The 24,872-nt window shown below is 73.7% G+C and carries 15 protein-coding genes; 5 read left to right on the top strand and 10 right to left on the bottom strand.

Annotation, left to right across the window (positions count from 1 at the left end):
* Window positions 1-16 precede the first annotated feature (16 nt).
* Entirely contained in the window at window positions 17-742 is a 726-nt protein-coding gene (gene pgl, locus WMF44_RS23720; RefSeq protein WP_437301384.1) for a 6-phosphogluconolactonase, read from the top strand.
* 2 nt (window positions 743-744) lie between these two features.
* On the opposite strand, the gene thrS is transcribed toward pgl, so the two are convergent.
* Complete coding sequence (gene thrS / locus WMF44_RS23715; RefSeq protein WP_437301383.1) at window positions 745-3,027, bottom strand: threonine--tRNA ligase; 2,283 nt, start codon at window positions 3,025-3,027, stop codon at window positions 745-747.
* 245 nt (window positions 3,028-3,272) lie between these two features.
* The gene (locus WMF44_RS23710; RefSeq protein WP_437301382.1) at window positions 3,273-4,316 is read right to left on the bottom strand and encodes a glucokinase; all 1,044 of its coding nucleotides are present in this window, start codon (window positions 4,314-4,316) and stop codon (window positions 3,273-3,275) included.
* Window positions 4,317-4,515: 199 nt separating this feature from the next.
* Here WMF44_RS23710 and WMF44_RS23705 point away from each other — a divergent pair, with 199 nt between their 5' ends.
* Genes WMF44_RS23705 through WMF44_RS23695 form a run of 3 tightly spaced genes read left to right on the top strand, consistent with a single transcriptional unit; the run spans window position 4,516 to window position 9,394 of the window.
* Complete coding sequence (locus WMF44_RS23705) at window positions 4,516-6,564, top strand: mechanosensitive ion channel domain-containing protein (RefSeq protein WP_437301381.1); 2,049 nt, start codon at window positions 4,516-4,518, stop codon at window positions 6,562-6,564.
* Window positions 6,561-7,898, top strand: coding sequence for a cation:proton antiporter (locus tag WMF44_RS23700; RefSeq protein ID WP_437301380.1), 1,338 nt, complete (start codon window positions 6,561-6,563; stop codon window positions 7,896-7,898). The genes WMF44_RS23705 and WMF44_RS23700 overlap by 4 nt, the downstream gene beginning before the upstream one ends.
* Window positions 7,895-9,394, top strand: coding sequence for a cation:proton antiporter (locus tag WMF44_RS23695; RefSeq protein WP_437301379.1), 1,500 nt, complete (start codon window positions 7,895-7,897; stop codon window positions 9,392-9,394). Before WMF44_RS23700 ends, WMF44_RS23695 begins: the two co-directional genes overlap by 4 nt.
* A gap of 12 nt (window positions 9,395-9,406) precedes the next feature.
* On the opposite strand, the gene WMF44_RS23690 is transcribed toward WMF44_RS23695, so the two are convergent.
* The 8 genes from WMF44_RS23690 to WMF44_RS23655 all read right to left on the bottom strand — a co-directional run bounded on the left by WMF44_RS23690 (window position 9,407) and on the right by WMF44_RS23655 (window position 23,651).
* On the bottom strand, window positions 9,407-10,078 hold the full coding sequence (locus WMF44_RS23690) for a hypothetical protein (RefSeq protein ID WP_437301378.1): 672 nt from the start codon (window positions 10,076-10,078) through the stop codon (window positions 9,407-9,409).
* Window positions 10,079-10,539: 461 nt separating this feature from the next.
* Window positions 10,540-11,826 carry an endolytic transglycosylase MltG gene (mltG, locus tag WMF44_RS23685; protein WP_437301377.1) on the bottom strand — a complete coding sequence of 429 codons (1,287 nt, stop codon included), beginning with the start codon at window positions 11,824-11,826 and terminating at the stop codon, window positions 10,540-10,542.
* 106 nt (window positions 11,827-11,932) lie between these two features.
* Complete coding sequence (locus tag WMF44_RS23680; RefSeq protein ID WP_437301376.1) at window positions 11,933-13,498, bottom strand: vWA domain-containing protein; 1,566 nt, start codon at window positions 13,496-13,498, stop codon at window positions 11,933-11,935.
* 45 nt (window positions 13,499-13,543) lie between these two features.
* On the bottom strand, window positions 13,544-16,063 hold the full coding sequence (locus WMF44_RS23675) for an NAD(P)-binding domain-containing protein (RefSeq protein ID WP_437301375.1): 2,520 nt from the start codon (window positions 16,061-16,063) through the stop codon (window positions 13,544-13,546).
* A complete protein-coding gene (locus WMF44_RS23670) occupies window positions 16,047-17,783 on the bottom strand; it encodes a DUF4215 domain-containing protein (protein ID WP_437301374.1) in 1,737 nt (578 codons plus the stop codon). Before WMF44_RS23670 ends, WMF44_RS23675 begins: the two co-directional genes overlap by 17 nt.
* A complete protein-coding gene (locus WMF44_RS23665; RefSeq protein WP_437301373.1) occupies window positions 17,765-20,836 on the bottom strand; it encodes a vWA domain-containing protein in 3,072 nt (1,023 codons plus the stop codon). The genes WMF44_RS23670 and WMF44_RS23665 overlap by 19 nt, the downstream gene beginning before the upstream one ends.
* Before the next feature lie 305 nt (window positions 20,837-21,141).
* A complete protein-coding gene (locus WMF44_RS23660; protein WP_437301372.1) occupies window positions 21,142-23,439 on the bottom strand; it encodes a cyclic nucleotide-binding domain-containing protein in 2,298 nt (765 codons plus the stop codon).
* Between the two features lie 74 nt (window positions 23,440-23,513).
* Window positions 23,514-23,651, bottom strand: a complete 138-nt coding sequence (locus WMF44_RS23655; protein ID WP_437301371.1) for a hypothetical protein — start codon at window positions 23,649-23,651, stop codon at window positions 23,514-23,516.
* Window positions 23,652-23,969: 318 nt separating this feature from the next.
* Between WMF44_RS23655 and WMF44_RS23650 the strand changes: the two genes are divergently transcribed.
* Window positions 23,970-24,788: a hypothetical protein gene (locus tag WMF44_RS23650; RefSeq protein ID WP_437301370.1), complete on the top strand. Its 819-nt coding sequence runs from the start codon at window positions 23,970-23,972 to the stop codon at window positions 24,786-24,788.
* Window positions 24,789-24,872 lie beyond the last annotated feature (84 nt).

Genomic DNA, 24,872 nt, shown 5'->3' with positions numbered 1-24,872 from the left:
CGAGAGGAGGACCGAGATGAACGGTGGTGAGGAGACCCTCGTCGCGGCGGACGCGGCGGAGCTCTCGCGGCTCGGGGCGGAGCTCATCGCGCGCGCCATCGCGGCGGCGGTCGACGCGCGCGGCGTCGCGCGCGTCGCGCTGTCGGGCGGGAGCACGCCTTCGGAGGCCTACCAGCGGCTCGCGGCGATGTCGCTCCCGTGGGCGCAGACCGAGTGGTTCTGGGTGGACGAGCGCGCGGTCGCGCCCGATCACCCCCGCTCGAACTACGGCGCCGCGCGCCGGGATCTGGCGGCGGCCCCCATCCCGGAGGAGCGCTTCTTCCGCATGGAGGGCGAGTCGCCGGACCTCGCCGGGGCCGCGGCGCGGTACGAGCGGCTCCTGCGGGCGCGGTTCGGGGTCGCGTCGGCGGTCTCGTTCGACGTGATGACGCTCGGGATCGGGGACGACGCGCACACGGCCTCGCTGTTCCCCGGGACGGGGGCGGCGGGCATCGAGGACCGCCTGGTCGCCGCGATCCCGGCGCAGCCGGACAAGGGGCTGGAGCCGCGGCTGACGCTGACGGCGCCGGTGATCCAGGAGGCGCGGCTGAAGGTGCTCCTGGCCCGCGGGGCGGGCAAGCGCGGGGTCGTGGCGCAGGCGAAGCGGCCCGGCCCGGCCGACGAGGTGCCGGCGCGGGTCGTGCGCGGCGGGCCCGGGCGCCTCGTCTGGCTGCTCGACGCCGCCGCCGCGCCGGCCGGGTAACGTCACGTCACGACGGGGATCGCGCACTGCTCGCGCAAGAACTCGGCGAGCGCCTCGGTCTTCATGAAGCCGCGGTCGCTCCCGTCACGCAGCCGGACGGTGGCGCCCTTGGCCTCCACCTCCTTGTCCCCGATGACGAGCATATGCGGGATCTTCTCGACCTGCGCTTCGCGGATCTTCGCGCCGAGCTTCTCCGAGCTCCGGACGAAGCCCGCCCGGATGCCGTGAGCGCGCAGCGCCTGGGTGACCTGCTCGGCGTGGTCGTTGTGCTTGTCCGACACCGTGACGACGCGGGCCTGCTCCGGTGAGAGCCACGCCGGCAGGGCGCCCGCGTGGTGCTCCAGGAGCACGCCGATGAACCGCTCGATCGAGCCGAGCAGCGCCCGGTGGAGCATGATCGGCTGCTCGAGCTCTCCCTTGGCGTTCACGAACCCGAGCGTGAAGCGCTCGGGGTTGTTGAAGTCGTACTGGAGCGTCGAGCACTGCCACCTTCGCTCGAGCGCGTCGACCAGCTTGATATCGATCTTCGGCCCGTAGAACGCGCCGCCGCCCGGGTCCACCGTGTACTCGAGGCCGAGGGCCTTGAGGGCCCCCGCGAGGGTGCTCTCGGCCTTGGCCCAGTCCTCCAGGCCGCCGACGTACTTCTCCGGCCGCGTCGAGAGGTTGATGTCGAACTGCTCGAACCCGAAGGTGCGGAGCATCTTCAGGATGAAGCGGAGCACGCGGTGGATCTCCTGCTCGACCTGGTCCGCGCGGCAGAACAGGTGCGCGTCGTCCTGGGTGAACCCCCGCACGCGCATCAGGCCGTGCATGACGCCCGCGGCCTCGTACCGGTACACCGTCCCGAGCTCCGCGAGGCGCATCGGGAACTCGCGGTAGCTCCGCGTCCGGCTCTTGACCATGAGGATGTGAAACGGGCAGTTCATCGGCTTGCAGCAGTAGTCGTGGCCGTCCACCGACATGGGGGAGAACATCCCCTCCCGGTAGAAGTCCCAGTGGCCCGAGGTCTTCCACAGGTCCGCCTTGGCGATGTGCGGCGAGTAGACGATGTCGTAGCCCTCCTCGAGGTGCATCTTGCGCCACTGGTCCTCGATGATGGTGCGCAGGAGCCCGCCCTTCGGGAGCCACATGACGAGGCCGGCGCCGATCTCCTCAACGAAGTGCGGCTCGAAGTGCACCTCGACGTCGGCGTCCTTCCGTGCGCTCACCGCGGCCCTGAAGGCGCTCTTCGACTCCTGCGCCGCCGCGCCGCGGAGCCGGACGTGCAGGCGCGGGCGCGCCTCGTCGCCGCCGCCCGCGCCGCCCGCGCCGCCCGCGCCGCCCGCCGGCGCCTTCGGCGCCTCGCCGAACTTCACCGTTCGCCGGAGGGTCCGCCCGGGGAACGCCGAGGCCGCGGCGCCGAGGGTGTGCTCCACGAGCGCGCGGTCGAGGGGCGCCTCCGCGTCCACGCCGACGTAGAGGTCGATCTCGTCCTTCTCGGAGTACGCGTGGGAGTCGTAGCGCTCGGAGACGAGGTAGAGCTCGAGATCCCGCCCGAGCGTCCTGTGATCGCGCTTCTTCGCCTCCTCCAGGCGGCGCACGTACTTGTCGAGGTCGTCCTTGTTGGGGAACGCCACGCCGCGCACGCGCTGGAGCGACTGCTTCGTGGCGTCGGCGCGCCAGTAGGCCGCCGAGGACGACGTGATCTTCAGCCCCTTGATGAACCCCGCGTGGGGCAGGTGCGGACCGCGGCAGAAGTCCACGAACTCGCCGCAGCGGTAGATCGACACGCTGTCCTCGGGGATCCAGGACAGGATCTCCGTCTTGTAGTCGTTCTTCTGCCCGAGCCCCTCGAAGACGCCCAGCGCGTCCTTCTTGGGGACGAGCTGCCACTCGAACTTGATCTTCTGCTCGATGAGCTTCTTCACCTCGGCCTCGATCATCTCGAGGTCGGAAGGGGTGAAGGTCCGACCGGCAACGTCGAAGTCGTAATAGAACTCGTCACCATGGTTCTTCGGGCCCATCGTGACCTTGGCGCCCGGGAACAGCCGCAGCACGGCCGTCGCCAGGAGGTGCTCGGCGGAGTGGTTGATCGTGTCCCTGCCCTCGGGCGTATCGGCTTTCAGCAACTCCAGCTTCGCGCCGTCCCGGAGGGGCACGCGCAGGTCCTGGATCTCCCCGTCGACGCGCGCGACGACGACGGCCTCGGCGAGCCTCGGCGAGATGGCCCGGGCGGCGTCGAACGCCGTGGTGCCCTCCTCGAGCGCGAGGACCTTCCCATCAGGTAGAACGACCGAAGTTGCCATGACGTGACCTTCTTTTCTCTTTCCCCCGACTGTACGAGCGTCAGGTGTGCCGGTCTTAAAGCACCATGGCACCAACGTGTCAACGCCGCGAGGCCGCGCGCGGCCGCTCGATTCGCGCTCAATTTGCGCTCGATTCGCGCTCGATTTGCGCTCGATTCGCGCTCGATTCGCGCTCGACTCGATAGGAGGCATGGAGTCGCGCGCGCGACTCCATGCCTCCGTCATGGGCGCGAGGACACGGGGCGTCAGGGCCTCCGGGCCGCCGCGCGGGCCCGGGGCTGCTCCGCGGCGGCGAGCTCTCTGGCGACGGCGAGCGCGCCCCGCACGCCGACCAGGGGATCGGTGATCACCGCGACGGGCACCTCCTCGAGGAGCGGCGTGAGGCGCCCCTTCTTCACGAAGGACTTCATGAACAGCTCGCGCCTCTGGGGGACGAGGTTCCTCGCGATGTTCCCGAGCACGAAGACCCCGCCGAGCGCGAGCTCGCGCAGGGCGAGGTTGCCGGCCTCGGCGCCGTAGATCTCGACGAACAGGTCGACCGCGCGCGCGGCGGGCCGGAACGCGCGGGCGAGCCCGAGCTCGGCGATCGCCGCGTTGCGGTCGCCCTCGGCGAGGCGGCGCTCGATCGCGCGCGGCACGCGGGCGGCGCGGGTGAAGAAGTCGAAGAGGGCGCCGAGCCCGTCGCCCGAGAGGACCCGCTCGTAGCTCACGTGGTCCGGGTGGCGCTCGGCGAGGAACTGCCACAGCTCGACCTCGACCGCGGAGCGCGGGGCAAAGTCGGCGTGACCTCCCTCGGTCGGGAGCGTGACGTGGCGGGCGCCATTCCAGAGGAGCCGGGCCTCGCCGAGCCCCGTGCCGGCGGCGATGACGGCCACGTTGTTCCCCTTCGGCCGCGGCCTGCGCTCCGTGAGCGGCTCGATGGACGCGCGGGCGACGTGCAGGCAGCCCGTGGCGCCGACGACGAGGTCGTTCACCAGGAGCACGCGCGCGATCTTGAGCCGGCGCGACAGATCGCGCTCCGCGAGGCGCCAGGGCAGGTTCGTGACGGTGGCGACCTGGTCCTTGATGGGGCCCGCGACGCCGAGCACGGCGACGGCGGGGTGAGGGGCGTCGCTGCGCACGAGGAACGGGAGGGCGATCTCCTCGAAGCTCGCGTGGTCGCGGCTGCGGAAGACGGCCTCGGAGAGGGGCCGGCCGCCGGAGGCGCCGTAGAGCGCGAGCCGGGTGTTGGTGCCTCCGATGTCGCCGACGAGCAGCGACGGGGCCCCCGATCTGTTGGTCCTTGCCACGCGGGCGCCCTGCCAGCGCCGTGCCCCGGCGGCAAGGCGATCGAGCATCGAGCGAGCGCGGAGATCGAGGATTCCGGGCGGGCTCGAGCGCGCTCGAGCGCCCGGAGGCGACGACGCGCGGCTCGCGGGCCGCCTGCCGAGGCCGTTTCACGTCCTGCGCCGCTTGACCGGCGGCCTGCCTCCAGCCGAGAGTGCCTGCGTGCAGCGGCTGTTCCCCGCGCTCCTGGTCGCGCTTGCCGGCCTCATCGCTCCCGCCGGCGCTGCGTTCGCCGGGCCGGCGCAGGCCGCGTCCGCGCCGTCCCAGGCTGCGCGCGCCCCCTCGCAGGCCGCGCCCGCGCCCTCGCAGGCCGCGTCCGTCCCCTCGCGGGCCGCGCCCGCGCCCTCGCGGGCCGCGTCTGCGCCCTCGCGGGCCGCATCTGCGCCCTTGCGGGCTGTGCCCGCGCCGTCGCAGACCGCGCCCGCCGCCTCGCAGACCGCGGCCGCGCCCGCCCCCTCGCGGGCTGCGCCCTCTCCCTCGCAGCTCGCGCCCCCGCCGGCCTCGTTCGAGCCCACGCAGCCCGCGCCCCCGCCGGATTCTTCGGTCCAGCCGCCGCTCGTACAGGTCTTGCCGCCGCCCGCGGAGGCGCCTCCGGCGTCCGCGCAGGTCGTGCTGGCGCCCGCCCCGGTCCCGCGGCCTCCCGCGCCGCGGCCTGCGCCGGTCGCGCCGGCGTCCGCGCTGGTCGGGCCGCCGGCCCCCGCCCCTGACCAGGGCGAGCCGGTGGCTCCCGACCCCCCGCCGCCGCCCCCCGTGGTCGAGCAGCCCGAGGCGCGCGTCGAGCTGCTCGGCAGGACGGTCTTCGCCGTCCGCGTGCACCGGGGCAGCCTCTCTCCTCCGGAGCGCGCCCGTGAGGCGGCGCGCGTGCTGGAGCGCGCCGCCCAGGAGAAGGCGCTCCCCGAGATCCGCGTCGACGAGCGGGACGGCGTGGCGGTCGTCTACGTCGGCGATCGCCCGCTCGTCTACCTCGGCCCCGAGGACGCGGCGGCGGCGGGCCACCCCACGGTCGCGGCCCACGCCGCCGCGGTCGCCGGCACGGTGCGCGACGTCCTGGCCAAGGAGCAGAGCCGGAGCCGCCTCGCGACGAGCGTCTTCTCGTTCTCGCTGCTCGTCTTCTCCGGGCTGATCGCGCTGCTCCTGCTCCGCAAGGTCGGCGAGCTCGTCGAGCGAGGGCGCGCCTGGGTCGCCGAGCACCCGGAGCGGCTCCCGGCGCTGCACGTCCGCGGCATCGAGATGCTCCGGCCCGCCGCGTCGCAGGGCGCGCTCTCGGTCGCGCTCGGCGCCGCCGGCGTCCTCGTCCGGCTGGGCATCGCCTACATCTGGATCCTCTTCGCGCTGTCCCTGTTCGCCTCCACGCGCGGCACCAGCGAGAAGCTCACCGGCTTCGTGCTCGCGCCCCTGTCGGAGCTCATGGGGCGCATCGCGCGGAGCGTCCCGGTGCTCGTGCTCGCGATCCTCGCGACGCTCGCGGTCATCGTCCTCATCCGCTTCGTGGGGCTGTTCTTCGGGAGCGTGGGCCGGGGGGAGACGTCCCTCGGGTGGCTCCCGTCCGAGCTCGCGGTCGCCACGGGCGTCCTCGTCCGCTTCGGCATCCTCGTGGCCGCGCTGCTCCTCGCGGCCCCGCTCATCACCGGCACCGACGAGGGGGCGCTCACGCGGATCGGCTTCGTCGTGCTCGCGGCGGCCGGGCTCGCCAGCACGCCGCTCATCGCGTCGGCGGCCGTCGGCCTCTCGGTCATCTACGGGCGGCGCCTGCGCGTCGGCGACGTCGCCGACGTGGGCGGCCGCGCCGGGCGGGTCCGCGAGCTGACGCTGTTCGAGGCGCGCCTCGAGGACGAGGACGGCTGCGTCGTGCGCGTGCCGCACCTGCTCAGCCTGTTCCACCCGACGCGCATCCGCGGCCGCCCTCCGATCGTGGCCGTCGAGATCAGCGTCGACCCCGCCGCCGATCTCGATCGGGTGCGCGAGCTGCTCCTGAAGACGGGCTCGGGCCTCGGCAGCCGCGCCCGCGCCGCGCTCGTCGCGATCGACGAGGGGGGCGCTCATTTCCGGGCCACGATGGCCTGCGACGGCGACGACGTGCGCAGCCGCTGGCTCACCGCGGTCGCGCAGGCCCTCGTCGCCTCGGACATCCGGCTCGGGCGCGCGCCGGCGTCCTCCGGCGCCGCGAGGCGCGCCGCGCCCGCGCCGGTCGACCGGAGCGCCGCCTCGTGAACGCCATCTGGCTCCTGATGGGGCTCCTCGTGCTGTCGTACCTCGGCAGCTCGCTCGTCAGCGGCCGCGTGCTCCGGGGCATCGGCCTCCCTTCCGGCGCCGAGTACGTCGTGCTCGGCTTCGTGCTCGGGCCCTCGGCGCTCGGGCTGCTCGAGCCCTCGTCGATCGCCGCGTTCGAGCCCGTGGCGGGCGTCGCGCTCGGCTGGCTCGCGGTGGTCGTCGGCCTCGACTTCGGCTTCGTCGGCAGCCGCCGCGTGCGGCCGTCCCGGATGGCGCTCTGCGTGCTCATGAGCCTCCTGACCGGCGGCGCGGTGGCCGCCGCCGTCTGGTCCGCGGCCGCCCACGTCGCTCCCTCGCTCGATCGCGGCGATCGCGTGCTGCTCGCGGCGGGCGTGGGCGCCGTCTCCGCCGAGACGACGCGGCACGCGGTGCTGTGGGTCACGCAGCGCTACAGCGCGAGCGGCAAGCTCTCGGACCTCATCGCCGACATCGCCGACTGCGACGATCTCGGCCCGCTGCTCATGATGGGCGGCGCGTTCGCGCTCGTCCCGCAGGCGACGGTCCAGTGGCCGATCCCGTTCTGGGGGTGGACGGTCGTGACGGCGCTCATCGGCGTGGTGCTCGGGCTCATCGCGGTCGTGCTCCTCGGGAGCGATTTCCGCCTGATCCAGAGCTGGGGCGTGCTGCTCGGGGCCTCGCTGCTGACGATGGGCACGAGCGCCCGGGTCGGCCTGTCGCCGCTGTTCGCGGCGTTCGCGATGGGCGTGACGATCGCCGCCTTGTCGAGGCACCGCGACGAGATCGTCGCCATGGTCGCGCCGACCGAGCGGCCGGTCATCCTGCCGGCGCTCCTGCTCGCGGGCGCGCACGTGAACCCGAAGGCGGCGCCGTTCCTGCCCTGGATCGTGGCGATCGCGCTCGGGGCGAGGCTCGTGGGCAAGCTCGCGACCGGGCTCGTCTTCCGCGTCGTGTCGCCCGACGCGCGCGAGACGTCGCCGTGGCTCGGCCTCGGGCTGCTCTCGTCCGGCGCGGTGGCGATGAGCGTCGGCCTCGCCTTCGCGCTGCGCTTTCCGGGCCCGGTCGGGCACACCGTCCTCTTCGCCGCGGCGGCCGCGGCCGTGTTCGGCGAGCTCGTCGGGCCGCAGACGCTCCGCGCCACGCTCCGCAAGGCCGGCGAGCTCGCCGCGCCCGATCGGGAGTCGCTCTACTTCGGCCGCGGCCTGGCCCGCGCCGGGCGCGACGCCGCGCCGGGCGATGGCGGCGAGAGGGGCGGCCCGCCGTCGCCCGCGGCGCAGCGTGGGGGAGGGATGAGGAATGAAGAGGTGTCGCCGTGAGCGCTGCAGCACTCCCTGACGTCGAGCCTGCCTCGCCCGCGTCGCCTGCCTCGCCCGCGTCGCCTGCCTCGCCCGCCGGCCCGGCCGCGCCGGCCGATCCGGTCGCGCCCGCCGAGCAGCAGGGCGCGCCCTCCGCGCGCCACCACGGGTCGGCCCCCAAGGGGCCGCTGAACCACCTCACGCACGCCGTCGCGCTCGTGATCCTGTTCGGGCTGCTCTACGCCACGACGCGCGCGGTCCCTCACGAGCAGGGGCCCGCGGGGGCGGTCGCTTCGATCGGCTTCCTCCTGCTCGCGGGCACGCTCGCGAGCGAGCTCGTCGAGCCGCTCCGCCTGCCGCACATCTCGGGCTACATCTTCGCGGGCATCATCGCCGGCCCGCACGTCTTGAAGCTCGTCGACCACCACGCCGTGGAGGAGATCTCGCGGGTCAACACGCTGGCGCTGGCGCTCATCGCGCTCGCGGGCGGCGCCGAGCTGCGGATCGACATCGTCAAGAAGAGCCTGAAGAGCATCCTCCTGCACAACCTCGTCCAGACGGCGCTCGTCTTCGTGGCGATGACGGGCGTCTTCTACGCGGCGCGCTCGCTGGTGCCGTTCGCGGCCGAGCTCTCGACCACGGCGGCGTTTGGCGTGGCCGTCCTGTGGGGCGTCATCGCGGTCACCCGCAGCCCCTCGGCCGTGCTCGGGATCCTCTCCCAGACGCGCGCGACCGGCCCCGTCGCGATGCACACGCTCGCGTTCGTGATGACGTCGGACATCATCGTCATCGTCGTGACGGCGGTCGCGCTCTCCACGGTGCGGCCGCTCATCGAGCCGGGCGCGACGATGTCGATGCACGAGATCGAGCTGCTCGGCCGCGAGATCCTGGGGAGCATCTCGATCGGCACGACGCTCGGCCTCGCGCTCGCGGCCTACATGCGGCTGATCGGCCGCCAGCTCATCCTCGTGTTCGTGGCGCTCGGCTTCGGCGCGACGGAGGTGCTGCGGTACCTCCGCTTCGACGCGCTGCTCGTGTTCGTGGTGGCCGGCTTCGTCGTCGCGAACCTGTCGAAGCAGGGCGAGAAGCTGGTGCACGCGGTCGAGGACGCCGCGAGCGTGGTGTTCGTGCTGTTCTTCGCGACGGCCGGCGCGCACCTCGACCTGCCCCTCTTGCGGCAGATGTGGCCTGTCGCGCTGCTCTTCGGCGTGTCGCGCGCCCTGGTGACGTGGGTCGCGAACCGCATCGGCAACCGGCTGGCGGACGATCCGCCGCTCTTGCGGCGGTGGTCGTGGTGCGGGCTTGTCTCGCAGGCCGGGCTGACGCTCGGGATCAGCCTGACCATCGAGCGCGCGTTCCCGAGCCTCGGCGCCGGCTTCCGCGCGCTCGTCGTCGGGTGCGTGGCGCTGAACGAGGTGTTCGGCCCGATCCTCTTCAAGTACGCGCTCGACCGCGCCGGCGAGACGGCGGTCGAGGCCTCGCGCGGGTCGCTGCCGAACCTCGGGCGCCACGGGTGAGCCGCGGCCCTGTCACGGGGTGAACCGGAGCGAGTAGCTCACCACGGTGGGGCCTTTCCTGGGCTTCAGGAAGTCGATCTGCTCGAAGACGCCGACGACGCACTTCGTGAACGCCTGGCCCTTGAGCGCCGTCCGCGGCTTGCGCACCTCGGCCTTGCCGCCGTCCTTCTCGATGCGGAGATCGATGCCGAAGTCGCCGCCCCTGGTCGGGTCCTCGGCGAGCGCGAAGCAGCGGCGGAACTCGTCGAAGTGGGGCGCGACCGAGCGCTTGATCGGCTCCTTGGTGAAGTCGTCGTGCGGGCCGCCGCCGATGTGCATGCCGATGTTGGCGACCTTGACGTTCGGGAGCGGCCCGGCGTCGGCCGGCGCCGCCGCATCGGGCGCGGCGCCGGCGGCAGGCGCCGCGCTGGCGGCAGGCGCGGCGCTGGCGGCGGCGGTCGTCGCCTCGGCGGCGGGCGTGGCGTTGGCGGCCGCCGGTGCTGCACTGGCGGGGGCAGCGCTGGCGGCGGGAGCGGCGCTCGGGCCCGGAGCGGCGGGGTCGGGGGGAGCTGACGGCGCGGCGGTCGCGGAGGCGGCCTGCGTCACTTCGGCCGCGGGCGCGGTGCGGGGCGAGCAGCCGGCGACAGCGGCAGCGAAGGCGAGGGGAGCGGACAGCGCGAGGAGGAACGGAGCGGGGCGGCGCATGATGGCGCGCGAATCTACACGGCGGCGCGCGCAGATCCAGGAAGCGGGGCGCGGCGCGAGCGCGGCCGAGGCAACGCGAGGAACGACGATCCGATCGCTGCGCGCGGAGAGCCGCCGTGATGCGCATGAGGGACTCCGTTGCCTGAGGGAAGGGGTCCGTCGCGCGCGAAGGCTTCCGGCACCGGCGCGAAGGCTTCCGGCGCCGGCGCGAAGGCTTCCGGCGCGCTCCGGAAGCTTCCGGCGCGGGGCGGGATGCGGAATTTGCCGGGAAATTCGTCCCCCGGCGGGCGCCGGATGGCGCCGACGGTGCGGCCGGCGCCGCTAAGTCCGCGAAATCTCGTGCTCCGGAACGCGCGGGAAGGCTTCGTTCCCGCGACGGAAGCTTCCAGAGCGCGTCGGAAGGTCTCCGGCGCGCGCCGGAAGCCGTAGTTTGTGTGCTGGATTGCGTTCGTGTCCCGCGCCTAGGGCGCCGTCGCGTCCCGGCGCTTCTGCACGGCGTTGTTGTGGTCGTCCAGGCTCTCGCTGAACCGGTGGCGGCCGCCGCCCGCGGCCACGAAATAGAGGTACTTCGTCGCCGCGGGCGCCAGCACGGCCGCGATCGACGGCGCCCCAGGGTTGGCGATCGGCCCGGGCGGCAGCCCCGGGTGCGCGTAGGTGCTGTAGCGGTTCTTGGGATCCCGCACCACGGCGGGCGAGGGTTTGCCGCTCCACTCGGCGCACGACGGCGCCTCCTCGGGCCAGGCGACGCAGCCGTAGAGCGCCGTCGCGTCGGACTGCAGCCTGCGAGAGCGGAAGCTCGGATCGAGGAGCCGGTTCAGGAACACGCTCGCGATGAGCGGCCGCTCCTCCTCGACGACCGCCTCCTTCTCGATGATGGAGGCCAGCGTGAGCACCTCGCGGCGACCCCAGCCGAGCGTCGCCTGGAGCGCCGCGAGCCCGTCCTTGCCCTGCGCCGCGAGCGCGCCCCACCGCCGGTCGGACTCGGCGACGAGGCGCCGCGCCACGTCGCGCGCGTCGGTGTCCAGCGCGATCTCGTACGTCGCCGGGAAGAGGTACCCCTCCGCGCTCTCCGCGCCCACGGCGCCGCCGCGCTCGATGCCGAGCGCGTCGAGGAACGCGCCGTCGGCGGTGGCCGCGAGGAACGTCTTCCGGCCGGCGATGCGCAGCTTCTCCAGCCGGGCGGCGATGTCGAAGCGGCTGAAGCCCTCGGGGATCGTGAGCTTCGCCGTGGGGCGCCCCTCCGCGCGCGCGAGCAGCTGCCGCAGCTCCCGCGGCGTCGCGCCCTCGAAGAGCAGGTGAGGGCCCGGCACGAACGCCTCGGTGCCGCCGGTCGCGCCGAGGTAGAGCGCCATGGCGCGCTCGCTCTCGACGAGCCCCTCGGCCGCGAGCAGCGCGGCCGCCTCGCCCGCGTCGAGCCCGTCAGGCCAGTTGATCTCCACGACGCGCCCCCGGTCCGGCGCCCTCGCGCGCCCGAAGCCGAACACAAGCGCGAGGAGCGCGGCGCACGCCACCGCGACCGCGGCCGCGAGCCCGAGGAGCAGCGCGCGCCCGGCCCGGGGCTGGGCAGGTCGTCGCGACGCCGGCGAGCGCTGCCCCGCGGCGCGCGCGCGCCGCGCGGGGGTCGCCTTCCGGGTCGACGGCGGCTCGCGCGGCGGCGAGCCCTGCGCGCCGTCGCCACCCGTCCGGCGGTTGCCGTCGCCACCCGTCCGGCGGTTTCCCGGCCGGCTCGCCCTAGGTCGAACGCCCACCGCCGGGAGTCAAAACCCGAAAGCCCGACGCGTGTCAACGCCCCGCGCCGCCGCGGGGCAGGGGCCGGAGCGCGCCGTCCGCGCCGCCCGCGCCGAGCGCCGCGCGTCAGCGCGCCAGATCGAAGGCCTCCGCCTCGTTGCGGCGGACGGCGCTCTTGCCCTGGCGGGACTGCGCCGGGGCGGGCCGCGGCGGCGCCGCCGCCGGGGCCTGCGCGAAGCCGCCCGGCCCCGCGGCGGTGGCGGGCGGCGGCGTGGCGAACGCCGGCGGCGTGGCGAAGTCCGTGCCCGCGCGCTCCAGCGCGGCGAGCTGGCCCTCGAAATCGGACGCCACGTCCTTCGCGCGGTTCGCCGGGGCGCTGCGCTTCGCCTTGTCGGCCGCCTTCTTGAGCGACGCCTGCTGCGCGTCGAGCTTGCTGCGCGCCTCGTCGAGCCGCCCCTGCTCGAACAGGAAGTTGGCCTGCTTCAGCGCCGCCGCCGTCTCGCTGCGCTGCACGCGCCCCGCGACGAGCGCGTCGAGCTCGCTCGCGTCGGCGTCGCGGTCCGCGATCGCGACGCCGAGCTTGCCCACGCACCGCGCGTCGGTCCTGGCGACGAGGTCCCGGTAGGTGAGGCCCACGTCGGCGACGGGGGCGTCGTCGCCGGGGCCGCCGAGGCCGCCGAGGCGCACCTTGAGCAGGACCGTCTTCACCTCCCCCGCCGCGAACGCGCCGAGCGGCACGATGACCTGATCGCCGGCCCGCCGGAACGAGCGATCGAAGACCCTGTCGAGCTCCACGCCGGGCGCGAGGTCGATCGCGAGCTCCGCGCCGCTCGCGACCGACGCCGTGAGCTGCTCGGCCTCCGCCTCGAAGATGCGCGCGAGCGCGGCGTCGTTCTCGACGAAGTAGTGCCGGCCGTTCGAGTCGAGCGCGATCGCCGACAGGATCTTCTCGTTGTAATCGACGTCGACCCCGATGGTCGTGATGGCGACGCCGCGATCGCGCGCCCGCTGCGCCATCGCGCGGAAGCCGGGGACGTCGCGGACCCCGTGGTTGGCGTCGCCGTCGCTGAGGACGAGCATCCGGCTCACGCCGGCGCTCGTCTGACCGAGCAGCGAGAGGCCCTCCTCGATGCCGCACGAGATGCACGTGTCGCCGCCGAGCGAGATGCCGCGGACGCTCGCGAGGATGCGGCCGCGCGTGTCCGGCCCGACGGTGGTGGGCGGCACGACCACGCTGGTCCTCGTGTCGAAGGTGACCACCGACACGACGTCGCCGTCGTTCATGCGGCTCACGGCGGTCGTCGCCGCCTGCACGGCGTTGGTGAGGCGGGTGCCCTTCATCGAGCCGGAGCGATCGATGACGAGCGAGAGGTTCGCCTGCGCCTGCGACCTCGCGGGCGCCCCGTCGCCGCGGACCTCGAACATCAGGAACGTCTCCTGCGCCGAGCGAGGCAGGCGCGCGTGACCGACGCGCCCTTCGAGCATCAGCCTCGATCCGGTGGTGAAGCGGCTCGGATCGACCGCCGCCACGGCGCCGCCCGTCACCTCGGGGACCAGGCGGGGCGGCTCGGTGATCACCTCCGGGACCGCCGTGACGGAGCTCCCGCCCCCGGACGGAGCCAGGGAGTAGACGGAGAGGCTCGTGAACATCATGCCGAGGGCGGAGAACAGGGCGACGTGGGTCGGCTTCATGGCTCCTCCAGAGAACGGCCTGGGCCCCCCGAGCTTACGATGGACTCACGGCGCGGGGACCGCGGGCGTGGTCCCTTGTACGTCGCCGAGCTCGGAACGATCTGAGGGCTCCGCGGTCGGCCGGACGCCGGCGGCGCGGAGGGCGCTCCACGGCGGGATGCTCCCGATCAGGACGAGCACGGCGTCGCAGGGGTGCGCCCGGGCCCCCGAAGGCGACGCGAGGGTCGCCACGAGCGCGCCGCCCGGATCTGCGGCGAGGGCGGAGACGTCGGTCTCGAGCAGGAGCGAGAGGCGGGACGCCGCCGCAAGCCTGCGTAACTCCTCGATGTTTCGGGTCTTCCCGCGGCGGAACCCGGCGCCCCGGTAGACGACGGTGACGTCGGTGGCCGGCTGGCGGGACAGCGCGATCGCGGCTTCCATGGCGACATCGCCGAGGCCGACGATCAGCACGCGGCTGCCGGCGAGGCTCCGGGCGTCGGCGAGGTGGTAGTACACCCGACCTTCCACCTCGGCGGGCAGCTCGAACGGAAGCCGGCGCGGCGAGCCGCGCTGGCCGATGGCGAGCAGCACGCGCCGCGCACGGCGCTCGGTGCGCGGTCCGCCCTCGCGCGGCTCGGTGACGACGACGAAGCCGGCCGTCGCGTCGACAGCGTCGACAGCGGGCGCGCCTCTGCCGGCCGTCGCGCCGACGGCGGGCGCGCCGGCGCCGGCCGCGCGGGCGACCGACACCATGCGGGTGTCCTGCAGGATCGGGAGCCGCTCCTTGCGCACGATGCGGAGCCAGTGGGAGAGCAGCTCCTCCTTGGTCGACTCCTTCAGCCACAGCTTCCCGGTCATCGGCAGGTCGAGCGGCTGATCGAAGACCAGCTTGCCGCGCGGGAAGCTCTGGATGCTCTGCGCCACGCTGCCCTGCTCGATCACCTCGAACGAGAGGCCGAGCTCCCTGGCGCGCAGCGCGGCGCTGATCCCGGCGGGCCCTGCGCCCACGATGATCAGATCGAGCTCCTGACCGCTCGCGCCGCGCGGGCCGGCCTGCCGCAGGTCCTCCGCGATGCGCGTCGCGGCGTGCGCGCCCTGGTGGATGGCGTTCTTGATGAGCGGGAGCCCGGTGACGTCGCCGGCGAGGTGCAGGCCCGGCACGTCGAGGCTGCCGAGGTCGTCGCCGAGGCGCGGGCGATCGGCGATCGGCGCGCCGCCCTCGATGGTGAGCGACCCGTTGGGGCAGCGCTGCTCGCACAGGGTGAGGCCGCAGCACGCCTCGGGGCGGGCCACGACCGCGACGTACTTCTCGACGGCGAGCACGTCGTACGGGCACGCGTCGACGCACGCGTAGCAGCCGAGGCAGGTGGTCGTGTCGATCCGGGGCAGCCGCACGCGCGCCGCGGGGCGGAGCATCGCCTCGGCCGCCGCGGCGTCGCGCCCCGCGCCCCGCGCGCGCTGGTCGCGCAGCGCGCGGCGGCCGCGGGAGCCCGCGAACGCCAGCGCGCCGGCCGCGAGCCCCGCGCCGAGCCAGAGCAGCGCGCGCGCCGGCGTCGCGGCGCCGCCCGCGGCCGCGCCCGTCACGACCGGCATGGCCGCGGCCGCGTCGCGCGCTGCGTCCCACGCGAGGGCGCGATCCTCCGTGTGCTGGCCGCTGCAGACGCCCCCGCTGACGGCGCCCGTGCCGGGGCCGCTGCCCGCGCTCGTTCCTGCGCGGCGGCCGCTGCCGCCTATGCCGCCGCGGCCGGCGCCGATGCCGCCGCTGCCGGCGCCTTGCGCTGAGCCCTCGGGGAGCGCCGGGCGGTGCTCGTCGAAGCAGGTGATCGGCCGGGCGTCGCCGAGCGGCGCTTGCGCCGCGACGAGGCAGCGCGCGATCGGGTCGCGCGGCGCGCCGAGATCGTGGCACGGCGCGCAGCTGCCGGCGGTCACGATCGGGACGGTGGCCAGCTGGCTCGGGCGGAAGGCGGAGCTCGCGAGCTCCACCTCGGCGCCCGGCGCGAAGCGCAGCGGGGGCCTCGCCGGATCGAACACGACGCCCTGATCTCCGCGGTGGATGGGGTGGCAGGTGGCGCAGCTCAGCGCGCCGCTCGCGAGCAGCTGCCCGTGGCTCCTGCGGGTGGAGCCGTGGGCGCCGTGGCAGCCCACGCACACCTGGTCGAGCGGGCGCGCGGCCGTCCGGCCCCCTCGCGCGTCGTCGGGCTCCCGCGCGCCCTCGGTCGCCTGCTCTGCATGGCACGACGCGCACGCGAGCCCCGCGCGGGCGTGGGGCAGCGAGAGCGGCCCCGGCGCCGCGTGCCCCCCCGCCGGCGGGAAGAGCAGCGCCGCCGCTCCGGTCGCGACGGCGCCCGCCAGCGTGGCCGGCAGGACGCCGCGGAAGCGGGTGACGTCGGACGTCGACTCGGCGCGGCGCGCGGCCCGCCCCCGCACGACCTCGCGCGGCTGCGCGGCGCGCTGGCGCGGATCGGACAGGTCGGCGCGGTAGAGCGTCCTCGAGGCGTCGGGAGCGCGCGCCGCCTCCTCCGCGGCGCCGCCGGACGGCGCATCGTTCCGGCTCTTCCCGCCCGACGGGCTAGAGGAGCGTGACATTCAGTCGATAGAAGAAGGTCGCGTCAGGTACGATGTCCGCGGCCCTGATTTTCACGTAGACCGTGCCCGCGGCGAGGTCGCTGACCGAGGCGAAAGAGCAGTAGCCGACCCCCGCGTCGTCGTCGGACGCGAGCACGGTGGACCCGTCGCCGCCCAGGATCTGCACGAACGTGTCGAGCTGCCCGTTCGTGCACGCCCCGGTGTCGCCGTCGTCGATGTTCACGGCCAGGGTCGAGCGCGGCCCTGGCACGCTCACGGCGATCACGTCGACGTCGCCCGCCGGAGCGATCTCCGCCATCCACGGCGCGGCATACGGATTGGCCTGCGCGGAGGTGTTGTTGGGCTCCGTCTCGCCGAGCTCGAAGCGGCAGGCGGCGCTGCACCCGTCGCCGGGCGCCGTGTTGCCGTCATCGCACTGCTCGCCGGCGGTGCGGTCCCCGTCCCCGCAGACCACGGGGACGAGCGTCACGTCGAGCCGGTACGGGAAGGTCGGCACCGCCGCGCCGCTCCCCGCCCGCACGCGGACATAGTAGTCGCCCGCCGCGAGCCCGGGCGCGACGGCGCGGGCGCAGAGGCCGGTCCCCCCGTTCTCGCTGAGGACGAGGCGCGCGCCGCTGTGGTCCAGGATCTCGATGGCGCTGTCGAGGCGGCGATCGAGGCAGTCGGAGCCCGTGATGTCGGCCGTCTCTGCGACGAGGTCCACGGGGCCGTCCGGCACCGTGACCAGCACGATGTCCTCGTCGTCGGCCGGGTCGATGGCGGCGTAGAACGGCGCGGCGTGGGGGTTCGCCGTGGCGAGGGTGCCGTTCGGCTCGACCTCGGTCGCGTCGAGCCGGCACTCGTCGGTGCAGCCGTCGTCCGGCTGGCCCAGCGCGTTGTCGCACTCCTCCGTCGGGTCCTGGATTCCGTCGCCGCAGACCGTCTCGCGGCTCCTCACGGCGAGGTTGAACGCGCCGGTCTGTCCCTCGTCGGTCCCGGTGACCACGACGGTGAACGCGTCGCCCGCACGGACGGGCACCGTGAGCCGGTGATCGATTCCCGTGCCGGCGCTCACGGGGCCACACGCGCGCTCCGTCCCGTCGCGGCAGGTGCCTCGCAGCAACGCGACGAGGGCGGCGTCGGCGCGCGGGGTGAGCACGACGTCGAGGAACCCGGTCGTCGTCGCGGTGAACGTGTAGGCGACCCCGGGGGCTCCCAGCGTGCACTCGCTCTCGACGACCGCGTGGCCGGTCGTGTCGCCGGTGACGAGCGCGGGGTCCGGGAGCGCCACGGGCGCGGCGCACAGGTCCGCGCACGCCGCATCACACGCCGTGTCGTCGCAGTCGACGCTGAGATTGCCGTCGTTGTCCCGGCCGTCCTGGCAGACCTCGACGCCGGAGCAGCGCGAGGTATCCATTCTGCAGGCGGGGCTGCACCGGAGCTCGCCGCTGTCGAACCCGAGGCTTCCGCAGTCGGCGCCCCGCAGATCGGAGCCGTCGCACAGCTCGCCCACCTCGGCGACGCCGTTCCCGCAGTCGCCGGGGGCGCCGCCCCCGCCGCCTTCGTCACCGCCGGCGCCCGAGCCGCCGCCGTCCTCGCCTCCGCCGGCGGCCGTGCCAGAGGACGCCGAGGGCCGCGGCGATCGCCTGTCATCGTCTCCGCCGCACGCCCCGGCGACGCCCGCGGCGGCGCAGAGCAGGGTGACCGCCGCGACGCCGCGCCTCATTCGGTATCCGGACATGAATAGGTGACCTCCCAGTCCTGCACTTGAACGCCTCCCCCGCCGGTGCTCGTCGGATTGAGCGTCATCCGGACCTCCAGGTAATCCTGCCGCGCGTCCGGCAGCTCCCCGAGCACGTCGAAGAGATCGACCGCGCACGGCGGCGCCGAGGTCTCGTCGCACACCCGGGTGTCGGTCGGCGTGGCGTGGGCCGTGGCGGCGAGCCGCACGGTCGCCGAGCCGAGGTCGGCGGGCGTGTCGGCCGCGCGCACGTAGAACTCGACGCTCGAGTCGCCCGGGGTCGCCGTCCTGTACCGGAGGAAGCCCCACTGGACCTTCGTTCCCGGCGGGCAGACGCCCTGGTACCGCTCCCAGCTCGTCGGGAGGGACGTGAGGCCCGTGGACTCGCACGGCACGATCGCCCGGACCTTGCCGCCCGGGTTCTCGCGGACGGTGTCGCAGGTTTGCGGGCACAGCTTCACGCGCGTGCTCGCCGCGTCGGCGAAGTACCAGCCGTTGCCGCACGTGCTGGCCTCGGCCACGTGGGGCAGGGTGGTCTGCGTGCCGGCGCTGTCCACGTGGACGACGGACACCTGGGTGGGATCCGCGGCCCCGGCGACGGGGACCGTGACGTCGCAGGGCAGCGCGTCGCCGCGGATCGAGGAGAGCGCGTCGCGGAGTCCGGTCTGCAACGCCGTGCCGGTGCTGAGGTTGTAGGCCAGCCCGCCGCCCCGATCCGCGATGAGGCTGATGATCTGCGAGCTCGAGTCGCCGAAGCCGACCGCGTGCACGCGGACGCCGTGGTTCTGGAAGGCGTTCCCCGCCAGGTTCGCGATGCTGTTGGGGGCCGTGATGCAGGGAGAGGGGACAGAGGGGATGCCGTCGGTGATGAACACGACCCCGACCTCCTCCTCGGGATGGGCGTTCTTGTAGTTGATCGCCCAGGTCGTGGCGCCGTTCAGAGCCGGGTACATCGGCGTGTTGCCGGCGGCGGTCGTGGAGTCGATCACGCTGATCAGCGCGAGCTCCTGCTGATCGAACGGCGCCGGTTCGGCGGTCAACCGCCGCGCCATGCTGCCGTCGAACGGAACGATCGGCAGGGCGCAGCCGGAGGACTGGCAGACGCCCAGAGTGTCGCTGCAGGGGCCCGGGTTGTCGTACGGCCAGAACCTGAACGCGATGCCGAGCCCGGCCGACGCCGGATCCTGGAAGAACGCCTTGAGGGCGTTGGTCGCCGGTATCCACCGGTCGTTGGAGACATCGACACCCGTCCCCGTCACGACCATCGAGCCGGACCGGTCGAGCGCCACGAACAGGGTGACCGGCCTGACCGTCGAGACGCTGGCGGTCGCGATGCAGCCAGGGGACTCACACATGGCCGATTGATAGATGCTCCCGTTGTTGGCGCACTGGCACTCGGTGATCTGCCCGGCGCCCGGCGGGTTGACGAAGAGCTCCATCCCATCCGTGAGGCCGGTGCAGCCGGTGACGCTGATGCACTCGCCCGGCGCGATCGGCTGCGCCGTCGTGCACGCGAGGGTGCCTCCGGTCGGATTGCACGTCCCGACCCGGCTCGGGGCCGAGGAGGGGAGCTGGCCCGCGCCCGCGGGGTACCGGTAGATCTCGATGCCCGCGGGGGCAGCCGTGGTGCCGCGGTTGCAGACGGGGACCGTTCCGCCGCAGGGCACGCCTATCGTGAGGTCCGGGTCGCTGCAGGCGGGGTCCGTCTGGTTCGGCAGGTAGGATTTGCAGAGGCCTTGCTGGGGGCAGTCCTCCCCGCAGACGCTCTCCACGAGGTCGACGCAGCTCTCGGTCCACTCGGTCAGGCAGCAGCTCGGCCGCACCGCGCAGACATTCTGGACGCACGTGTTGCAGCTCGCGCTCAGCCTCGGGCCCGTGTAACACTTGTCGTGCGCGCAACCCATATCGGTGTCGCAGTTCGCGCCGCAGATCGACTCGGCGAGGCCGACGCAGCTCGCGTCCCAGATCGGGGGCGGTCCGCCGCACGTCTTGCCGGGGCACTGGGTGGGGACGAGGGCGGCGCACGCTGGGCCCCAGACCCCCTGGCATCGGGTGCTAGTCCAGGTGGTTCCCGGGGGGCAAGCGCCGGAGGTGGGCAGGCTGCACCTGCCGCCGGCCAGACACACGCTGCCCGGCCCGATGAGCGCCTCGCAATCCGCCGCGGGGCAGTTGATCTCGCAGCAGAGCGGGTTCGCCGCGCAGATGCTCGCGATGCACGGGTCCCCGCAGGTCGGGTTCATGCCCGTCGCGGCCACGGAGCTGCCGGTCGACTGGCAGGCGTCGCGCGCGCAGTTGCTCGGCACGAGCGTCTGGGTGCAGCAGCTCGACTGCGCTTGGCAGACCTTCGTGACGCAGCCGCTGCAAGTCGATAAGAGCGACACGCCGGTCGCGCAGACATCGTGAGAGCAAGCGCCGCTCGCGGGGTTATCGCAATACTGGTCGAACTGGCAGTCTTCGCCGGTCGTGCAGGGCTGGTGCGTCCCCTGCCGCGCCACGGACTCGGGGAGCTCGTTGATGTCGCCGACCGACCATGAATACGTGACGCCGGTCGACGAGAGGTCGATCGGGCCGCCGTCCGGCGTCTCCTCGAACGACTGGCACGTCGGGTCGCACGGGTTGGTCGCGCACAGGCCGCCATCGGAAGCCACCGAGTTGGCGAGGGGGCGCCAGCCACCGCTCTCGCCGCTCCCGCCGGGCGCCGCCCCGAACGGCGATCGCTTCATGGTGATCGTGCCGTCGCAGGCGCCGAAGTGCCCGTCCTCACACCGCCGGATCCCATCCATGCACGTCAGCACGCCCTCGTGCTCGCCGACGGTGATGTGACACTCCACCTCGTCGCCGTCGGTGCACGGGTCGCCAGTCCCCGGCCCGGCGTCGGGCCCGCTCGTCCCGTCCTGCGGGCCCGGCGGGCCCATCCCATTTTCGCTGCACGCGGCGGCGATGAGCGCCGAGGCCGCAAACAGCGTGACGAGCAGCAGCGCTCTCGGCGCCCACACCTCGGCGGAGCCTGATCGGGAGAGCGCTCCCATCCACTTGGTCGAGGGACCAGCCATCGGCTTCTTCACCTTCCACTAGGGTGCTGTGGGGAAAATTGTACCTGGGCGCAGAAGGCAAAGTCCAGGCCTCTCGCCCGCGCGCGGCGGGACGCGTGAAACGCGGTAGCAACGCGCCGCGCGCGGTTCCCGCGAGCGCGCCGGGCGCCGGGCGTCGCTGCCGGCGACGCACAAAGAAATGCTGCGCCTTGCAATTGTTTCATAGCGAGTGCGACCGGCGGCCGATGATTCAGCGCGCGCCGCGGCTGTGGGTGTGAGGAGCGCCGTGTGTGCGCCCGGCCCGGCGCGCGCCGCGCGTCCCTCGCTCATCGGGGCACGCTCGTCGCTGTGATCGCGTGGAGCACGAGCAGCGCGACGGCGACGCCGAAGGTGACGATGTGCACCGGCAGGCCTGCGCGGAGCGCGCGGAGGAGCCCGCGCTGGGCCGGGAGCGCGCGCAGCTCCACGGCGATGCGGGTGAGCTCGGACAAGCCGGCGAGCCGCTCTGCGCCGCGCCCCTCGAGGACCGCGTCGATGCGGGCGCGCAGCGCGCGTTCCTCCTCGGCCAGCCCGCGCCCCGAGGCGAGGAGCGCGAGCGGGCCGAGGGGGTTTCGCAGGTAGGGCAGCAGGATCTTCTCGACGAGCTTCTTCACGAGGTCGCTGCGCCCGCTCACCGCGCGGTAGAAGCGGTCGAGGAGCTCGCGGCGGGCGGCGTCGAAGTCCTCGGGGAGCGCCGCGGTGCGCTCGATGCGCGCGAGGCGCCGCGGTGCGAGCCGGTAGGCGGTCGCCGTGAAGCCGCCGGCCGCCGCGGTCGCCCAGAAGACCAGGTGCAGCGCGGCGCCGAGCGTCGGCCGGCCGGACCGCGGCCACGGCGCGTGCGCGAGCGCGAGGCCGGCCGTGACGAGGCCGATCGCGAGGTGCCCGGACAGGTGCGGCCGCAGCCGGCTCCGCACCGGCGCGGCGTCGCCGGCGTCCGCGGGCGCGCGGCGGCCGGCGTCCGCGGGCGCGCGGCGCACCCACAGCCATCGCGCCGCGCGCTTCGGAACGGCGTACAGGAGCAGCAGCGCCATGCCCGCGGCCGCGGCGACGCCGGCCGCCCAGGCGGCGCCCTCCCCCGGGCGGGCCCCGCCGTCCGCCTGCGCGAGGAGCCCCGCCGCCCCGATCCCGACCGCGGCGAGCGCGCTCCCGGCGAGCAGCGCCGCATCGCTTCGCGGCGCGGCGGCAGCGCGCTCCTGCTCGCGCCGCGCCCCGCCGAGCAGGTCGCGCACGTCGGCGATCTCCTCCGCCGGGTTGATGCGGAAGATCGACCCCGTCGGACAGGCCTTCACGCACGCGGGGCCGTCATGATCGCGGCAGAGATCACACTTGACGGCGATGTCCGGGAATCCGGCGCCGCCCGGGCGCGGCGCGGACGCCGGGCGCGGCGCGATGGCGATGTTCTCCCACGGGCACGCCTTCGCGCAGGCCCCGCAGCCCGTGCAGAGCGCGTCCCGGATGAACACCTCACCCCCCGTGTCCTTGCCGATCGCGCCTGTCGGGCAATCGATCATGCAGGCCGGGCTCTCGCAATGCTGGCAGGAGTTCGGCAGGAGCAGGCTCTGCGGCGCCTCCGGCCGAACGGCGTGCCCGCTGCCCTCCGCGACGCGCGCGAGCACCTTGTCCCCACGGCGGACGAGCCGCGACACCCCGTGGACGTCGGCGCACGACCACGCGCAGTGGCCGCAGCGGGCGCACGTCTCCAGGTCGATGACCAGCAGCGACCGCGCGACCTGTAGCCGGTAGAGGTCCCGGAAGACATGCGCGGTGACGTGGCGCGCGTGGCCGGCGACGACCGCTTCCTGGGCCGCGTGCTGCTCGCCGGCGATGCGGCGGAGCCGAGGGATCAGGTCGGGGTGCTTGCGCGCGAGGGCCGCGAACGCCTTCGAAGGGACGGACAGGAGCGTGGCCGGGCCGCTCGCCACGGCGCTCGCAGCGCGGCAGCGGCCCTCGTCGAGCTCGACATCGCCGAAGAAATCGCCCCGGGTGAGGTAAGCGCGCACATGGATCCTGTCGCCGTCCTCGGTCTGGATCTGCACCATCCCCTCGGCGATGAGCCACAGCTCGGTCGCCGGATCCCCGGCGCGATAGACGGCTTGCCCGCGCTCGAAGCGCCGGTGGCTCACGGCGTCGAGGAGGATCTCGATGTCTTCCGGATCGAGGTCGCGCGTGAAGGCGAGGGTGCCGAGGAGGTCGCGCGTCGCGCTTCTCCGCAGGGCGCGCTCGAGCCTCTGGGCGACCTCGGCCCCGCCGGAGCGGCCCGTGGCGCGGCGGAAGAGGTGGACCGGGATCTCGGCGACCACGCTCGGCGCGAGCGCAACCGCGGTGGTCCGGCGCGGCGTGCCCACGACCGCCTCCTCGCCGAGGAGTTCGCCCTGGGCGGCGGCGCGTACCTCGGTGTCGCGGTCGTCTCCGCGGCGCCTCGCGTGGAGGCCGATGCGCCCGGAGGCCACGACAAAGAAGGCGTCTCCCGCGTCGCCCGCGCGATAAACGACCTCGTCAGGGGCAAGTGTGAGGAGCCTTCCCGCCTCGGCGAGCTCGCGTCGGGCGCGCTCGTCGAGCCCCCGCAGCAGAGGGGCATCGAACACTCCTGCTGGCCATGTGTGGCTTTGGTGAAATTCTACGCCGCGCGCGCTGCCGTGTGTGTGGTCTGATGAGGGCATCAGCAGCGCTCCCGGTCGCCGCGCAAGGCCAGCGCCAGCCGCGCCGCGGCCGCCGCGCCGATTTCGAGGCCTGCGCCGGCCCGCGTTGCCAGCGTAGCAGGCGCGGCAGGAGGCCCCTGGGTCATGGCGCAGGACATCGTCGCTCTATACCACCTCGCATCCGCGGTCTCGAGGGACGACATGGTCTTACTTCATGGTTAAAAAAACGCCACAATACGCCAAGCCACGCCAAGCCACGCCAAATAACGCCATAACACGCCAAAGAAACGCTGGAGCGCCCGAAAAAACCTTGACACCTAACCCGATTATAGGGAATATCCATCCTGCTAGACTCGGCATCTTGAGCGCCAGGGTTCGTTTCGGGGTTCAGCAAGAAATGACTAGCATCTGTTCCTGAGTGCACATGCAAGGTCATTCGAAATCTACGAGGTAATATGAGCAGGCGCACGACGAGTTTGGCTGTTGCATCCCTGGCCGCGGCATCGTTCATCACGCTTGGTTCGGCGTCCGCGAGCGCCAAGGACCACACGGACTGGGCCCTCGAGTACGTCGATCGCGCGACCAGCGACGTGTGGGGCTCCGACCCCTGCCAGCTCGACTGGACCACCATGACGGGCAAGGTCAAGGCCGCGTGCTTCTTCACGCTGACGCTGGCGAAGGCGAAGGGATACACGGACCAGGATTTCCTCGCCATGTGGGGGATGAAGAGCCCCACGTCGAATTACTATTTCGACCTGATCGACACGAGCCCGCCGGTCGGCGGTGCCCCTCCCGTGGGCGAGACGTACTTCCGCCGCGTCGACAGGGCGATTGACATCCAGAAGGGCGACATCTTTGCCGTCGGCGCCGTGATCGACCCTGGCGAGGATCCGAATAGTGAGGAAGATGATACGGTGGTCTACGCCGGCCACACGATGATGATCACGGGCGCGCCGACGGTGATCCTCCCGCAGGTCAATCCGCGCTACTCGGGGACAACGCAGTATGCGGTGCCGATCGTGGACTCGACCAACTCGACGCACGGCTGCAACGCGGCGTACCCGGACAGCCGCTGGACCGGCACGTGCAAGGACGGCTACGGTACGGCGGGCGCCGGGACGGGCTTCATCCGCGTGTACACCGACTCGCTGACGGGCGTCATGCTGGGTTACACGTGGAGCGTCACGTCGTCGATGACGAGCTACTACGCGCCCTCGAAGCGGCCGTACCGGATTGGCAGGTTGTTCAAGTTGCCTGCGCCGCTCCCGACCGAGCCGCCGCCGCCCCCTCCCTGATCTCCTGACACGTTCTTTCTGAGCGTGGCGAGCTGAGCTACCCAGCCCCCGAACAGCGAACCCCTTACCCCGCAGGCCGGGGTA

Source organism: Sorangium sp. So ce426, from assembly GCF_051475585.1.
Classification (GTDB): Bacteria; Myxococcota_A; Polyangia; order Polyangiales; family Polyangiaceae; genus Sorangium; species Sorangium cellulosum_B.
The sequence above is the reverse complement of the archived record's forward strand: the minus strand, read 5'-3'. Positions and strand labels throughout refer to the sequence as shown.